This is a genomic window from Micromonospora sp. NPDC049048 (genome assembly GCF_043197615.1).
GTDB lineage: Bacteria > Actinomycetota > Actinomycetes > Mycobacteriales > Micromonosporaceae > Micromonospora.
In genome coordinates this window covers 248,250-263,684 of the sequence record NZ_JBICTM010000004.1, presented here as the reverse complement: position 1 = coordinate 263,684, position 15,435 = coordinate 248,250, and the positions used below count along the sequence as shown (strand labels likewise).

The 15,435-nt window shown below is 70.1% G+C and carries 10 protein-coding genes, 1 pseudogene and 1 riboswitch; of the genes and pseudogenes, 6 read left to right on the top strand and 5 right to left on the bottom strand.

Translation table 11 applies throughout. From position 1 onward, the window contains the following. Window positions 1-182: 182 nt before the first annotated feature. Entirely contained in the window at window positions 183-1,547 is a 1,365-nt protein-coding gene (locus ACGFIG_RS15815; RefSeq protein WP_393003349.1) for an SEFIR domain-containing protein, read from the bottom strand. A gap of 113 nt (window positions 1,548-1,660) precedes the next feature. Between ACGFIG_RS15815 and ACGFIG_RS15810 the strand changes: the two genes are divergently transcribed. After that, window positions 1,661-2,053 (top strand): hypothetical protein, encoded by a 393-nt coding sequence (locus ACGFIG_RS15810; protein WP_393003347.1) that lies wholly within the window; start codon window positions 1,661-1,663, stop codon window positions 2,051-2,053. Window positions 2,054-2,201: 148 nt separating this feature from the next. Continuing rightward, the gene (locus ACGFIG_RS15805; protein WP_393003345.1) at window positions 2,202-2,600 is read left to right on the top strand and encodes a hypothetical protein; all 399 of its coding nucleotides are present in this window, start codon (window positions 2,202-2,204) and stop codon (window positions 2,598-2,600) included. Between the two features lie 395 nt (window positions 2,601-2,995). Here ACGFIG_RS15805 and ACGFIG_RS15800 read toward each other — a convergent pair whose 3' ends face one another. Together ACGFIG_RS15800 and ACGFIG_RS15795 are read right to left on the bottom strand one after the other, a co-directional pair. Further along, entirely contained in the window at window positions 2,996-3,727 is a 732-nt protein-coding gene (locus ACGFIG_RS15800; RefSeq protein WP_393003343.1) for a dienelactone hydrolase family protein, read from the bottom strand. A gap of 342 nt (window positions 3,728-4,069) precedes the next feature. Then, window positions 4,070-4,240, bottom strand: a pseudogene (locus tag ACGFIG_RS15795) (non-reducing end alpha-L-arabinofuranosidase family hydrolase); the annotation flags it as partial. 703 nt (window positions 4,241-4,943) lie between these two features. Here ACGFIG_RS15795 and ACGFIG_RS15790 point away from each other — a divergent pair. Continuing rightward, window positions 4,944-6,248: a cellulose binding domain-containing protein gene (locus tag ACGFIG_RS15790; RefSeq protein ID WP_393003341.1), complete on the top strand. Its 1,305-nt coding sequence runs from the start codon at window positions 4,944-4,946 to the stop codon at window positions 6,246-6,248. A gap of 157 nt (window positions 6,249-6,405) precedes the next feature. Then, window positions 6,406-7,470: an N-acetylmuramoyl-L-alanine amidase gene (locus ACGFIG_RS15785; RefSeq protein ID WP_393003339.1), complete on the top strand. Its 1,065-nt coding sequence runs from the start codon at window positions 6,406-6,408 to the stop codon at window positions 7,468-7,470. Window positions 7,471-7,546: 76 nt separating this feature from the next. On the opposite strand, the gene ACGFIG_RS15780 is transcribed toward ACGFIG_RS15785, so the two are convergent. After that, window positions 7,547-7,999: a hypothetical protein gene (locus ACGFIG_RS15780; protein WP_393003337.1), complete on the bottom strand. Its 453-nt coding sequence runs from the start codon at window positions 7,997-7,999 to the stop codon at window positions 7,547-7,549. Window positions 8,000-8,116: 117 nt separating this feature from the next. Beyond that, window positions 8,117-8,333, top strand: a riboswitch (cobalamin riboswitch). Window positions 8,334-8,519: 186 nt separating this feature from the next. Here ACGFIG_RS15780 and ACGFIG_RS15775 point away from each other — a divergent pair. Next, window positions 8,520-10,895: a ribonucleoside-diphosphate reductase subunit alpha gene (locus tag ACGFIG_RS15775; RefSeq protein WP_393003772.1), complete on the top strand. Its 2,376-nt coding sequence runs from the start codon at window positions 8,520-8,522 to the stop codon at window positions 10,893-10,895. A 62-nt stretch (window positions 10,896-10,957) separates the two neighbouring features. Further along, window positions 10,958-11,953 (top strand): ribonucleotide-diphosphate reductase subunit beta, encoded by a 996-nt coding sequence (locus tag ACGFIG_RS15770; RefSeq protein WP_393003770.1) that lies wholly within the window; start codon window positions 10,958-10,960, stop codon window positions 11,951-11,953. Between the two features lie 28 nt (window positions 11,954-11,981). Here the strand turns inward: ACGFIG_RS15770 and ACGFIG_RS15765 are convergent, their stop codons facing one another. Further along, the gene (locus tag ACGFIG_RS15765) at window positions 11,982-15,338 is read right to left on the bottom strand and encodes a hypothetical protein (RefSeq protein WP_393003335.1); all 3,357 of its coding nucleotides are present in this window, start codon (window positions 15,336-15,338) and stop codon (window positions 11,982-11,984) included. Between the last annotated feature and the right edge of the window lie 97 nt (window positions 15,339-15,435).

Genomic DNA, 15,435 nt, shown 5'->3' with positions numbered 1-15,435 from the left:
AAAGAGACACAGCCGTTGGCGCCAACGGTACGGTCGACTTCCACCGGCCCGGACGTCTGGCCTGTCGGCGCCGATGGCAGGGGTGGTGGTCCGGACGAAGGCCGACGGGATGGCTTGGAGGCGCTGTTTTCGGGTTGCACTCGAATGAATCCGCCCGGTCCATCGGGGTGGTTTAGCCTCTCTTACTGCGAGTCCTCGGCCAATGGAGGTTGGCGGTGTTCGGTTAGGTTAACAATGGAACTGTCAACGGCTCGTCGCGTTGGTGGCCAACCCGGTATTGGGATCTCTAGACCGAACCCTGCGACCCGCCATTCACCCACCTGCCAGCGAAGAATGAGGACGATACCCGAGACCTGTGTGTTGGGTTGCCAGACAAAGGGATCACCCCCTACTTCCGTCAGGAGAACCACTTCGTAATCCAGTTCGAAAGGTCGGGGTCGCTCAGCGGCGCCCCAAGTGTCAGGGTCATATCCCGCATACGCTACTTGGAACTCATTGAGCTGTGTTGAGAAGAAGTCCTCCCTCAGCCAGTGCTGTGGCTCTGGAAGCGAAAGATCCTGCGCGACTTCTTCTCTATCTACTCCCCTAAGCCGGGGATGGCGTTCGTTGGCTAGAATCCAGGCTTGGGCCAAGACTAGGCGCGTTTGACGATCCAAGCCCTTCCAAACATCCTCCATGCGCCCATCCTTGACCGCCTCCAGCCATCGGTGGGCCGTATCCACGGCACTGCCTTCACCGAAATGAGATCCCATTATTGCGAGAAGGGCCTGAAGCCTCTCAAATGCTTCATCGGCGACGCCTGACCTGGGTCCGAAGGTTAGCGTCCGCCTGAAAGCCGAGACGGCGGCGAGGAATTGTTCATCGTCCTCAAGCACGCATCCGAGAGTAAACGCCGCCCGAGCCGCCACCTTTCGATCAGGGGCGTCGACAGAGGCTGTCAGTATCTTTATGGCTTCCCTGGTTTCACCCGCTGCCAGCAGGTGCTTCGCCTGCGACAAGACGTCGAAGCCCGGTGTATCCGTGTCGCCGAAATCTATTGGTACCTCTCCGAGAGGCTCAGGCACGACCGCCGGCTTATTCAAGAGGTGGCGCAGCAGTGGGACTAGGTTCCGATCGTTAGGTCTTCCGATCGTGTACCTACTAGTCAGCGAGAGAGGGGAAGGGATGAGGTGATTGTCCGCCGCCTCAACCACAACGGGTATGAACTTTACGTTCTCTCGGTCTGAATAGTAAAGGTCACCTGTAACAATTGCGCCTTCCCATCGCACGCCGTATCCGCGCCCAGGCGTTTCTCTCCCAAGAAATCGTCGTGCATACTGCTCTGTAAAGACGAGCAGTACATAGGCTGATTCCGAAATCTGATCACGCATCCAGCGAGCCCAGTCCAGGGGTGGGTTTGCCTCGACGAACTGGTCGATCTGTGCGTCGATCCCCTGCCTACGAAGGTCCTGCGCCAAGCCCAATATGTTTCGCTTGTGATCATCGCTGTCGTGGCTGTAGGAGATAAAGACGCGAATAGCCTCAGAGGGACTGGGGTCGTTCAGCACTGCTCACCTGCTTCCGCTACGTGATTGATCAGATCTTATACGCAGGATTGGCTTGTGTTCGGGAGGTCGTGGGAGGCGGGCGATCCGTTGCGCCAAGCTGTCATGATCAATGCATGTCGCGCGAAGCTCACCTGCAAATGGTCCAATCGGTCATTTCGCGCCTATCGGCGCACTCTATGACAATTAAGGGATGGTGTGTCACGGTGACGGCAGGCTTGCTGGCGGCAGGCTCGGCAACTCCAGCTTCAGCGTTCGCGCCTCTGGTTGCCTTTTATGTGGTGCTTGCCTTCGCGGTCCTTGATGCCTACTACCTCTCCTTGGAGCGGGCATATCGCCTGTTGTATGGGCAGGTTGTGGCGAATCAGACCTCTGAATGGTCTCTAGATGTGCCGAGGCCGGCTACTCGTTCGGTGGCTAGCGCGCTCCTGAGTCCCGCGATTGCCATCCTCTACGGCATGTCTGCTTGCGCGTCGGCCTTGGCGGCTGCTTACCTCCTGATGCGATGAGCCAGCAACGGTGCGGGGTCAAGTAACGCCTAGAGTGGGGGTAGCGCGACGTACCAGCTGCGCACCAGTCGATGGAAATGATGGTGTCAGATCATCGACCCTTGGAAGATCTTCACGTTTAGTCCGGGCGTCAGTACCGTTTGCGAACATGGCGTCCCGCGGCAAGTCGAAGCTTTGGCAGTACTGGGGTTACGCGGTCCTCGCCGTGCTTCTTCTGTCCTTGGGCAACGCCAAGTTCGGCCCAGCCACATACGCGGTGCTCCTCGGGCTGCTGCTCTTCTTCGTCCTCTTCCAAGCTCCGGTGTACTGCGGCGCGATCAACCGGAAGCGCGGCAGCGTCGTGGAGTTCTGCCGCAACAACTCGACCGGGCTGATCCTCGGCTGCCACCTCCGCCAGCACAAGTGGCAGAAGCTCGGGCGCGAGTGGTGGTCGTTGGGCTGGCGCCAGAAGACCGAAGGGCTCTGGACCGGGGGCCAAGCGAAGCTCGCCACCCTCAGCTTCGTGGTTGGCACCGTGGTCAGCGTCGTCGGGCTCTTCAAGAAGTAGCCAGCCAGAAGGCCGCCGTTCGGCGATGTGGTGCGGCAGCGCTCAAGATCATGCCGTCTGCAGGCCGTCTGAGGTGAACCAGCGGTGACCAACGACGAGGAATGACGGCAGGTGTCGGTGCAGGTCAGCGGCCTTTCGGTCCGGTTGGCGGTGGTATGCCGATCAGCGTTCACATTGCAACGCCGTACCCGAGCTCCATCAGATGCTGGCCGATGGTGATCATGTCTGGTGTGGTGGGAATCCGCTCAGCGTTGACCATGTGTGAGCGGCCGCCGCCGATGATCGGGCTTTCAGGACCTGTGTGAGCGCGCCGTCGCCGATGATCGGGCTTTCAGGATCTGCGTGGACGCGCCGATCGGGAGCGGATCCCGATCGGCGCGTCGTGGAGCGCGGTGTCAGCCGAGGTGCCGGGCGAAGAAACGTAGCGCGCTGTCCAGCTCGAATGCCGGGATCTCGCCGTGCCTGCCGGGGTTGGCGTGCAGGGTCTTCTCGGTCGAGGCCAGGGCGTCGAACAGTGCCAAGCCCTGAGCCCGCGGCACCCGCTCGTCGTCCCACTGAAGCAGGAACTCCACCGGGACGGTGATCCGCGCGGCGGCCTGCGCTGATGCCAGCGCACCGCCCAGGCCCAGCACCGCCGCGCGGACCCGGGGTTCGGCGGCGACGAACGGCACACCGAGCCCGCAACCCAATGACACGCCCCAGTAGCCCACCGGACCGGCGCCGACGTACTCGAGACCGTGGAGCGCGTCCAGGACCGCCCTCCATTCGGGGACGGTCTGGCGGGCCACGAGCGCCTGGAAACCAGCGATCAGCGGTGCCAGGTCCTCTCCGGCGTCCACACGAGCCTGGTTCTCGGTCGCGATCCGGTCGTACTCCTCATCCTTCGGCCGGTCGCCGTGGCCAGGCGCGTCCACCGCCGCCACCGCGAAGTCACACTCGGCCACGAAGCGGCGTGCGCGGGCCACGATGCCGGGGGCCTTCTTGTGCTGGCCGCCGCCGTGTCCCATCAGGATCAGGGGGCGGGTACCGACGGCACCTTCCGCCGTCCACAGCACGCCGGGAATGCCATCGATGATGAACAGTTGTTCGCAGACGCCGTCGGACGACGTCGCAGAGTCGAAGTGCATAGCGCTCACGCCTTTCGGGATGCCTTGCGGGCGCTCCCTAGGCCATGCGAGGGAGGGAGTCCCGACCTGTCACAGCGTTGATCGGTCTCACCTCCTCGGTTCGCAGCAGCGCACAGCGACGCCGAAAGTATCACGAAGGCTCGCTCGCTTCTGCGCACGCAGGTCGCCGAGCGGAGGATGCTGCGGGAAGCAGCGTCCTGTCCCCGGATGGCCCGGCACCGCAACCAGGTGCGACGCCACGTGGCGCCGCCTGAGCCGGGAGAGGCCCGGGCGGGCTCGGTCCTGCACCGAGCCCGCCCGTCCCGTTGCCTGTTCCTGGTGGTGGGTTGTGGTGTGGAGTGGTCAGCGCTGCAGGGTGAGCAGGCCGGGTCGGTGGGGCAGGAGGCCGTAGTCGCCGCCGGAGTTGGGGGGTCGGCCTTGGTAGAGCAGTCGTAGGTTGCAGGGGTTGATGGTCATGGTCTGGTCGGCGTTGCTGCGGATCAACTCGCCGTGGCTGATGTCGTTGGTCCGGGTGGGCGGTTCGGGATCGTGACGTACGTGCTGTCGGAGAGATGGTGGGTAGCCACCGCGGCACCGAAGTAGCGACCTGACGGGTGTGGAACAAGATCCTGTTAGCGCTCACACCCATGGATGAGTGCGGATTCTCAGAAAGTTACGGGATTATCGAGCGATAGTTTCGCCGCTGTCGATGGCGTCGGCGACGGACCGGGCCGTCCCGGAAGCTGGCCGGGATCGATCAGGCGGCGGCCCGGCCGCAAGCCGACAAAGGGCTACAGGCGACTTCCCCGCCATGCGCCGGTGGGCTGGGTGCGGCCGCGCCGCGGTGTCTTCCGGAACGCGGCCGGTTGAGGATGTTATCGATAACCTGCTATCTTTCCGGCGGGAGTGAAGGGCACACTCCCTGTCACCTCAGTCGATCGGCAGGCGCCCCGAGGGGTACGCCCGCTCACCGCCTCGCCGGTCGAGGACCAGTCCGGGCCGCTGCGCCGATGTCATGTGACCGCGCGCGGCCGGGCGACTCCGTCCGGTCGTACGCCCAGCTTCCCTCGCCTTGTCGCCGGCGGCCCCGGTACCGGCTCGACCCGGATCGCCGACGGCGAGGAGAAGCGGTTCGAGTCGTCCGCGCCCTCTGTTCCGGCGGGGGTGCGGCCGGCGGTCGCCGGGTCGACGTCGCGCAGCGCCACCGGCACAGGACCAACGGCCAGGAGGTCAGGCAATGCTGAAACACCGGCACCTTCTCTCATCCATCGCGGCCGCGGCGGTCCTTGTCGCCGCGACCGCCGGCGCGCTGGGCGGCGGCTTCCGCACAACGACGGTGGCCGCGACGAACGGCACCCTCGCGGCCACCGCGGGCTGCGGCAAGGCCCCCACGCTCACCAGCGGGACGCGCACGATCCAGAGCGGCGGACAGAATCGCAGCTACATCCTGCGGATCCCGGACGGGTACGACAGGAACCGTCCCTATCGGCTGATCTTCGGCTTCCACTGGCTGAACGGCTCGGCCAGCAGCGTGGCCTCCGCCGGCTACTACGGGCTCGCGCCGCTGTCGGGCAACAGCACGATCTTCGTCGCGCCCCAGGGCATCGACGCCGGCTGGGCCAACACCAACGGTCGGGACCTGACCCTCTTCGACGACATCTCCCGGCAGGTCGAGGACGACCTCTGCGTCGACACGACCCAGCGCTTCGCGCTCGGCTGGAGCTACGGCGGGGCCATGAGCTATGCGGTCGCCTGCGCCCGGCCCACCGTCATCCGGGCAGTCACCGTCCTGTCGGGCGCCAACCTCAGCGGATGCAACGGTGGCACCCAACCCGTCGCGTACTTCGGCATCCACGGCCTCTACGACAGCGTGCTGAACATCTCGATGGGCCGGTCACTTCGCGACACGTTCGTCAGGAACAACGGTTGTACCGCGCAGAACCCGAGTGAGCCGAGCAGAGGCAGCCTCACCCACATCACCACCAGCTACTCCGGCTGCCGGCCCGGATATCCCGTGCAGTGGGCCGCGTTCGACGGAGACCACACCCCGAGTCCCGTCGACGGATCGTCCAGCCCCAACGACGCCAGGACCTGGACCTCGGGGGAGATCTGGCGGTTCTTCACCCAGCTCCCATCCACCACGCCGCCGCCCACGACCGCGCCGCCCACGACCGCGCCGCCCACGACCGCGCCGCCCACGACCGCGCCGCCCACCACGCCCCCGCCAACCGGCGGGCCGGGCGCCTGCGCCGCCACCTACCGCACGGTGAACAGTTGGCCCGGTGGGTTCCAGGGTGAGGTCGTGGTGGCCAACGTCAGCACCACCACGATCGACGGCTGGACCGTGCGTCTGACCCTGGCCGGCGGCCAGGCCATCAGCAGCCTCTGGAATGGCACCCACACGGCCACCGCCGGCGACATCACCGTCCGCAACGCCGCGTACAACGGCACGTTGGGCCCGAACGCCTCGACGACCTTCGGGTTCACCGCCACCGGCGACGGCGCCACCACGCCCAGCAACATCACCTGCACCAGCCCCTGAGCGCGGCGAGACCTGGGGCCCGGAGCCAGCTGGCTCCGGGCCCCAGCGGAGGAGAAAACCTTCCATTTTCAGATTGTGAGCCGTAGACATCTTTTATCGCCATCGACCTGCCGCTATATTGCGGGCACTGTCGATCTTTCCCGATGACGAGGTGCACATGTTCGACAACCCGACGCTGCGGCGGCGTACCCTCCTGGCTGGTGTCGCCGGTGCCGCGGCCGTCCCCATCGTCGCCAGCCCCGCGTGGGCGGCGTTGCCCAAGGTCTACATCGACCCGGGCCACGGTGGCACCGACCCCGGCGCGGTCGGCAACGGGCTGCAGGAGAAGAACCTGACGCTCGACATCTCCCTGCAACTGCGCAGCATCCTGCTGGCGAACTGGGCCGTCGACGTCCGCATGTCCCGCACGACCGACATCACCCGCAGCCTGGCGTACCGCACCGACGACGCCAACGCGTGGGGCGCGAACCTGCTCGTCAGCGTGCACATCAACTCCGGCGGCGGCACCGGCTTCGAGAGCTACCGGTACCCGTCGGCGAACGCCGCCACCGTCAACCTGCACAACGCCCTGCACCCGAAGGTGATCGGCAAGATGCGGACGATCGGCTCGGTCACCGACCGGGGTCTGAAGACCGCGAACTTCCACATGCTGCGCGAGTCGAACATGCCCGCGGTGCTGACCGAGAACCTCTTCATCGACTCCGTCGCCGACTCGAACCTGCTCAAGCGCGCGGACTTCATCACCGCGACCGCCCGCGGCCACGCCGAGGGGATCGCCGCCTACCTCGGCCTGGGCACGCCCACCCCGCCCGCGTTCAGCACCATCGTGGACAACGCCACGGCGGGGCGGTTCACGGCGAGCACCAACTGGGGCACCTCGTCGTACTCCGCCCAGCGCTACGGTGCCGACTACCGATTCGCCGACCCCACGCCCGCCAGCGACGCCGCCTGGTTCAAGGTGAACATCCCGGCGGCCGGCAACTACCGCATCGAGGTGCGGCACCCGGCCGACGCCGGCTACAACAGCTCGGCGCCGCACGTCGTCGTGACCGCCTCGGGCAACCAGACGGTCAACGTGGACCAGCGCTCCAGCGGCGGCGTCTGGCGCTCGCTGGGCACCTTCGCGCTGGCCGCCGGTGACCGGAACCTGGTCGCGGTCAGCCGCTGGACCAGCGCCACCGGCTATGTGGTGGCCGACGCCGTCCGGGTCACCCGGGTCTAGTCGTACCGCGAGGGCGACCGGGATCGCGTCGATTCGCGATCCCGGTCGCCCCGGCCGTTCCACACGCCGGGCGTCGTCAGTGCCAGTTGTGCGACTCGACCACCTGGCAGACAAGAACCGCGCCGCCGGTACGGGCCGACAGTTCCTCGGCGTCGCGCAGCGCGAACCGCACCGGCCAGCCCGCGCCGAGCTTCAGATAACGTTCCCTGCCGGTGGGCGGCAGGAGCAACTGGTAGGGCTGCAACTGCCCGCGCGAGGCCGGCCGTCTCTCCTCCGGCCACAGCCGTCGCTGCTGGCCGCCGTGCAGGAGCGCGACGCGGGCCAGCAGGGTCAGGGTGGTGTAGCCCATCGGGATCGCGCGGTGCAGTTCGTCCGCGGACGGTACGCGATCGGCCGGGAACACCCGCGACGGTTGCTCGCGCGCCCAGTACAGCAGCCCGGCCCAGGGCAACGCGCCGTCGAAGGGGTCGCCCCCGTACGTGGGCCAGTCGATGCCACGGTGCGCGGCCGTCCCGCCGTCGGTGAACACGACCGCGACTGTACCGAGCGGACGAGGGGCCTGCGTACCGCCGTCGCCGGTCGACGGGTCCTCGACGACACGCCCGGGGGCGACATGTGGGGTGTGACAACGCCGCCAACCCTATATATGGTGTCGGGCGCAGCTGGTTCGGCCGCCCATCCGGGGCGGTCGAGGCAAGAGGGAACCCGGTGGGAATCCGGGACTGCCCCGCAGCGGTGAGTGGGAACGACCGCCGTCATCAGCACTGGGCCGCCAGCGGCCTGGGAAGCGACGGCCAGTAGGAGACCGGCGCGTCCGGTCACGCCCGCGAGTCCGAAGACCTGCCAGTGCGCCGTACGCCCGCATCGGGGTGTGCGGCGGTCCGAGGCCGCGTGGGACGGCCGACGCCATCCCGACGCGTGCCCCGCGCGCGTCGTCGTCGGTGTCCGCTCCCCGCGTGCCCAGGAATCCGTCTGGGATCAAGGCTCGCGAGGAGTGAGTGGTGACAGTCACCGAGGTTGTTCCGGCCGCCGGCACGGCGGTCGACGATGTGGCCGTGACAGGCCAGCGGCGGCCACGGACGCGGGTCCGCACGCGCGACGGCGGCACCGAGCCGGTCGACGTCGACCGGATCGTCCGCGCGATCGAACGGTGGGCCGACGACCTCGCCGACGTCGACCCGCTGCGGGTGGCGACCCGCACGATCAGCGGCCTGTACGACGGGGCGACGGCGGACGAACTGGAGCGGCTGTGCGTCCAGACCGCCGCGGAGCTGATCGGCGAGGAGCCGCAGTACTCGCGGCTGGCCGCCCGACTGCTGGCCGGGTACGTCGACCGGGAGGTCCGTCGGCAGGGCATCGGCTCGTTCAGCGAGGCGATCGGCCGGGGGCACGCCGAGCGGCTGATCGGCGACGACACCGCCGCGTTCGTCGCCGCCCACGCCGGTGTGCTCGACGCCGCCGTCGACCCGCGCGGCGACCTGCGCTTCGAGTACTTCGGGCTGCGTACGGTCCACGACCGCTACCTGCTGCGCCACCCGACGAGCCGGCTGGTGCTGGAGACCCCGCAGTACTGGCTGCTGCGCGTGGCCTGCGGCCTGTCCCGCACGCCGGACGAGGCCATCGGGTTCTACCGGCTGATGTCGAGCCTGGCCTACCTGCCGAGTTCGCCGACGCTGTTCAACTCCGGCACCCGGCACACCCAGATGTCCTCCTGCTATCTGGTCGACTCCCCGCGCGACGAGCTGGACTCGATCTACCAGCGGTACGCGCAGGTGGCGAACCTGTCGAAGTTCGCCGGCGGCATCGGCATCGCCTTCTCGCGGGTGCGCTCCCGGGGCGCGCTGATCAGGGGCACCAACGGGCAGTCCAACGGGATCGTGCCGTGGCTGCGGACGCTGGACGCCTCGGTGGCGGCGGTCAACCAGGGTGGTCGGCGCAAGGGCGCGGCCTGCGTCTACCTGGAGCCGTGGCATCCGGACGTCGAGGAGTTCCTCCAGCTGCGCGACAACACCGGCGAGGACGCCCGGCGGACCCACAACCTGAACCTGGCCAACTGGATCCCGGACGAGTTCATGCGGCGGGTGGAGTCCGACGGGGTGTGGTCGCTGTTCGACCCCGACGTGGTGCCGGAGCTGCCGGACCTGTGGGGCGACGAGTTCGACGCGGCGTACCGGGCCGCCGAGGAGCAGGGCCGCTACGTGCGGCAGGTCCCGGCGCGGGAGCTGTACGGGCGGATGATGCGTACGCTCGCCCAGACCGGCAACGGGTGGATGACGTTCAAGGACGCCGCGAACCGGCTGTGCAACCAGACCGCCGAGGCCGGCAACGTGGTGCACCTGTCCAACCTGTGCACCGAGATCGTCGAGGTCTCCAGCGACGCGGAGACCGCCGTGTGCAACCTCGGCTCGGTCAACCTCGCCGCCCACCTGGGTGCGGACGGCATCGACTGGGAGCGGCTGCGTGCCACCGTCCGCACCGCCGTGACGTTCCTCGACCGGGTCATCGACATCAACTACTACCCGACGCCGCAGGCGGCGGCGAGCAACCCCCGCTGGCGGCCCGTCGGGCTGGGGCTGATGGGCCTGCAGGACGTGTTCTTCGCGCTGCGGCTGCCGTTCGACTCGCCGGCGGCCCGGGAGCTGTCCACCCGGATCAGCGAGGAGCTGTACCTGACGGCTCTGGAGACCTCCGCCGACCTGGCGCGCAGCGCGGGCGCCCACCCGGCGTACGGGCGGACCCGGGCGGCGCGCGGGCAGCTGCAACCCGACCTGTGGGGTGTCACGGGTACCCAGACGGCGCGGTGGGCCGCGCTGCGGGAACGGGTCGCCGCATACGGGCTGCGCAACTCGCTGCTGGTGGCGATCGCGCCGACCGCCACGATCGCCTCGATCGCCGGGTGCTACGAGTGCATCGAGCCGCAGGTGTCGAACCTGTTCAAGCGCGAGACCTTGTCGGGGGAGTTCCTCCAGGTCAACACGGCCCTCGTGCGGGAGCTGAAGGCCCGTGGTCTGTGGACGGAGCGGATCCGTGCGGCCATCAGGCGCGCCGAGGGCTCCGTGCAGGACGTCGTGGAGCTGCCGGCCGAGGTGCGGGAGCTGTTCCGTACGGCGTGGGAGCTGCCGCAGCGGGCGTTGATCGACCTGGCCGCCGCGCGTGCCCCGTACGTCGACCAGTCGCAGTCGCTGAACCTGTTCCTGGCGGCCCCGACGATCGGCAAGCTCTCCTCGATGTACCTCTACGCGTGGAAGGCCGGGCTGAAGACGACGTACTACCTGCGTTCCCGGCCGGCCACCCGGATCCAGCAGGCCACCGTCGCGCCCGTCGGGCCGGCTCCGGTCGGTGGTGTCGTGGCGCCGGTGGCGACCGTCGACGAGGCGCTGGCGTGTTCGTTGGAGAACCCCGAGGCGTGCGAGGCGTGCCAGTGACCATCTCCGACACCCGTGAATCAGTGACCACCCCCGACACCCGTGAGCCGGAGGCCACCCACATGCTGCTCGACCCGGGGATGGATCTCACCCTGCGCCCGATGCGTTACCCGCACTTCTTCGACCGGTTCCGTGACGCGATCCGCAACACGTGGACGGTGGAGGAGGTCGACCTGCACGCCGACCTCGCCGACCTCGACCGGCTCTCCCCGGCCGAGCGGCACCTGGTCAGCCGCCTCGTGGCGTTCTTCGCCACCGGCGACACCATCGTCGCCAACAACCTGGTGCTCAACCTCTACCAGCACGTCAACTCGCCCGAGGGTCGGCTCTACCTGTCGCGGCAGCTGTTCGAGGAGGCCGTGCACGTCCAGTTCTACCTGAACCTGCTCGACACGTACGTGCCCGACGACACCGAACGCTCCGCCGCGTTCGCCGCCATCGGGAACATTCCGTCGATCCGGCGCAAGGCCGAGTTCTGCTTCCGCTGGATCGACTCACTGGGCGAGCTGCGCGAGCTGCGTACGCGGGCGGACCGGCGGGCGTTCCTGCTGAACCTGATCTGCTTCGCCGCCTGCATCGAGGGGCTGTTCTTCTACGGCGCCTTCGCCTACGTCTACTTCCTGCGCTCCCGGGGGCTGCTGCACGGCCTGGCGTCGGGCACCAACTGGGTGTTCCGCGACGAGTCCATGCACATGGCCTTCGCCTTCGACGTGGTGGAGACCGTGCGGGCTGAGGAGCCGGACCTGTTCGACGACGAGCTGGCCGGGCAGGTGCGGCAGATGCTCACCGAGGCCGTCGAGTGCGAGGTCCAGTTCGCCGAGGACCTGCTCGGGCGGGGCGTGCCCGGGCTGTCCCTGGCCGACATGCGCGAGTACCTGCAACACGTCGCCGACCGGCGGCTCGTGCAGCTCGGCGTCCCCGCCCACTACGGGTCGGCCAACCCGTTCGCGTTCATGCAGTTGCAGGACGTCCAGGAGCTGTCCAACTTCTTCGAGCGGCGCGTGTCGGCGTACCAGGTGGGGGTGACTGGCACGGTGGCCTTCGACGACGACTTCTGAGCCCCGGCGCCGTCGTCGTGGCGGTGGGTCACGTCGCCTGCATCGAGATGTCGAAGGCGGCGTCGCGGACGTCGGCGACCGGATGCCCGCGCAGCAGGTGCAGCAGTTCCCGCCAGGGCGCGGACCAGCCGTACGCCCGGCCGCCGCCGGCCAGCGCCACCGCGAACAGGCCGGTGGTGGCCTCACCCCGGGCGGCGAGGTCGCGGGCCGTGGCGAGCACCGGCGTGGCGTCGAGGGGCTCCGGCGAGGCGGTGCGTCGGGACAGGAACCGGGCGAGCCGGGCGGCGAGCGCCGGCCGCCCGGCCACCAGTTCCGCGATGGCCAGCGTGTCGGCGGTCAGCCGGTCGCACGTCGGGCCGTCGAGCGGCAGCAGCGCCGTCAGCAGGGTGCCCGCCTGCGACACGTACGCGTGGTGTCGGCCCAGCTCGTCGGCCATCCGCCGCCACGGTGCGGCATCCGTGCGCGGGCCGGCCGTCCAGGCCGCGGAGGCCTCGGCCGCGATGGCGTCGATCCGTCGGCGGGCGGGGCGGTCCCGGGCGGGGCCGCCGAGGTCCGCGTCGGTGTCGTCGACGCGGACGAGGGCGCGCAGGGCGGCGACGAGCACGTGCTGCTCGGGGCGCTCCGGGTGGCGCAGCACCGCGTCGACGATGGGGCGCACCGCCTGCCAGTCGTGCTGTTCGTGCAGGTCGGTGAGGGCGGCCGTGACGAGTTCGGTGAGATCGGGCGCCCAGGGCAGCCAGTGCACGAGCCGGGGCCAGGCGATCCGGCCCACCTCCCGGTCGCCGCTCGCGCAGGCCCGGGCCACGAGGGCGGCGTAGCGGGGGCGATCCGGGGCGGCGACCGCGTCGGGCGGGGTCGCCAGGACGGTCAGCGACTCCTCCCGGCTGCCGGCGATGGCCTGTTCGAGGATCGGCCAGCTCTGCGGCGCGTGCAGTCGCTGCCGGGCGGCGGCGACGATCGCGGCCCGCACGTCGCGGTGCTGGTCGGGCTGCTGCCACGCGGCCACCAGCACCGCCATCGCCTCGGGGGGACCGAAGCGGCCGAGCAGCCGCAGCGCCTCCTTGCGGCTGGTCACCTTGCCCCGGCCCAGGGCGACGGCGGACAGCGGGGCCACCAGGTCGGCCGGGCGGGTGGAGCGGACGACGCGACCGGCCGCGTACAGGGCGGCCCTGGCCCGCTCGTCGTCGGCGTACGACAGCAGCAGCGGCAGCGTCTCGTCGGGCCGGCCGATCCACGGCAGGGCCGCCAGGGCCGCCTCGGCCAGGGTGACGTTCGTCGAGTCGACGTAGCGCAGCACCAGCTCGCGCCCGGCGTCCGGCACCCGCGCGGCGGCCCGTACGGCGGCGGCCCGGTGATGCAGCGGGGTGCCGGCGTCGGCGGCGAGGCGCGCCTGCAACCGCACGTACGCCTCCTGCTGGCGTGGCGGCCACCGCTCGGCGTGTACGGGTTGCCCGGGGATCCAGCGGGTGCCGGCGGTGAGGAACGCCCCCTTCGGCGGGCGGTGCAGCACCTGGTCGAGCAGGTCGTGACGTCGGGCGCTGACGGTCGACCACACGGTGGGCAGGGTGATGGTCGAGGTGTCGGAGTCCAGCACGTGGGCGACCCGCTGCGTCCGGGTCCTCGGGTCGGCCAGCCACAGCTCGACGGCCTCCCGTACGACGGCGGCGACGGTGCCCGGGGCCGTCGCGCGGCGCAGCAGCTCCTGCAGGTCGGGCAGCCGCCAGGCCCGCCGCCCGAGGGCGTGGGTCACCGCGAACAGCGCGGTGAACCGGCCCCGGGCCATGCCGGCCTCGATCCATCCGCGCAGCCGGGCGAGGACCAGCTGCTCCTGGCCCCGGCGTAGCGTCGTGTCGAACCGTCCGAGCGACGGCAGCCGGTGCCCGCCGAAGAGCCGGTCGAGGGTGTCCAGCGCCCACCGCAGCAGGGCTGGTTCGTCGACGTGTCGACCCAGCACCCGGGCGGCGAGGGTGCCGAGCGCGGAGAGGGTACGCGTCGACGCGTCGCGGGTGGTCGTGGCGTCGACGGTGATGCGGGTCAGCATCTGTGCGGCGTCCGCGCGCAGCAGCGGGGCCAGGTTCGCCAGCTCCGCCAGCGCCACGGCCCGGACCGGGTCCTGCTCGTTGCGCAGCCGATCCAGCTGGGCCAGGGCCTCGGCCGCCGCGTCGGGGTCGCGGCTGCGCCGTGCGGCGGCCAGCAGCAGTTGGTACGCGACGGCCCGGTCGTGCGCGTCGGCGGCGCGCAGGGCGGGGGTGAGCGCCGCCGACGCCGCCGGCCAGGGCAGCAGGGCGCTCCACGACCGTACCCGCGCCTCGTCGTGGCGGACCTCGTCGAGGGTGAGCACCCGTCGTGCCTCCCGCTCCCGCCAGGCGTGCGGCAGCACCTCCAGCAGCGACGCGTCGGGGATCCGGGTGGCGGTCTCGACGTCGGCGAACACGGCGTCGTACAGCTCGCCGCGCCGGGCCGGGGGCAGGGCCGCCAGCAGCCGCGTCAGCAGGTTGTCGTGGTCGCGTACCCGCCGGCCGAGGGCGACCAGGTCCGCCTGTGGCAGTCGTACGAGTCGACGCAGCAGCGCCGGGGGCAGCCCCTCGTGGCGCAGCCGGTCCACTCGGGACGCCTCGGTCAGCAGGGCCAGCACCCGCCCCGGGGCGGACGCGGCGAGCGCACCGTAGTCGGCCAGGGCGCCGGGGAGGCGTCCGTCAGGCGCGTACCGTTCGAGCAGCGTCAGGGCGCGCTCCGGTCGGCGCCGGCCGGCCACCAGGACCCGCTCGCCGTGGGTCGTCCACCAGCGGTCCCGTTCGGCGGGGGCGAGGTGGGGCAGCGTCGACTCGGCGTGGTCGAGCACCACGTCGCCGTGGCGACGGGCCAGGCGGACCGAGCCCGGCAACGCGTGTTCGACGGCCGGCAGCAGCCGGCGGACGGTGTCCGCCCCGCAGGCGGACAGCAGGGCGACCGCCTCGGTGGCGCCGAAGCGGTCCAGCACGTCGTCGACCAGGCCGTCGGCGACCGCCGGCCGGCGCATGCAGCCCAGCGTGCGGTAGACCAGGTGACGCAGGTCGGCCGGCGCGTCCCGGACGAATGCGCGCAGGTCGTCGCCGGCGAGCCAGCCGGCGCGTAGGCCCGCCTTCACGGCGACCGCCCGGACCGTGCCGTGCGGGTCGCCGACCGCTGCCAGCACCGCCGCGCGGTCGCCGACGATGGCGGCGGCGGTGACGGCCAGGAACCGGTGGTACGACGCGCCGCCACGCAGGTCCGCCAGGATCTGCGGCAGCTCGCCCGTGGTGGCCAGCTCGCGGGCCCGGCGCGCCAGCGCCGCCATGCGCTCCCCGTGGTCCAGCGCGTCCAGGACGCCGAGCAGCCGTCGTGTCGATCTCCGCACGCCGTTCATTGTGTCGGTCGCGGGGGCCGGGCCGCAGACCCGTTTTCCACCCGGCGTCCACCGGCGTCCCCCGGTCCCTGTCTGCCGGCGACGGTGCCGGGGCGAG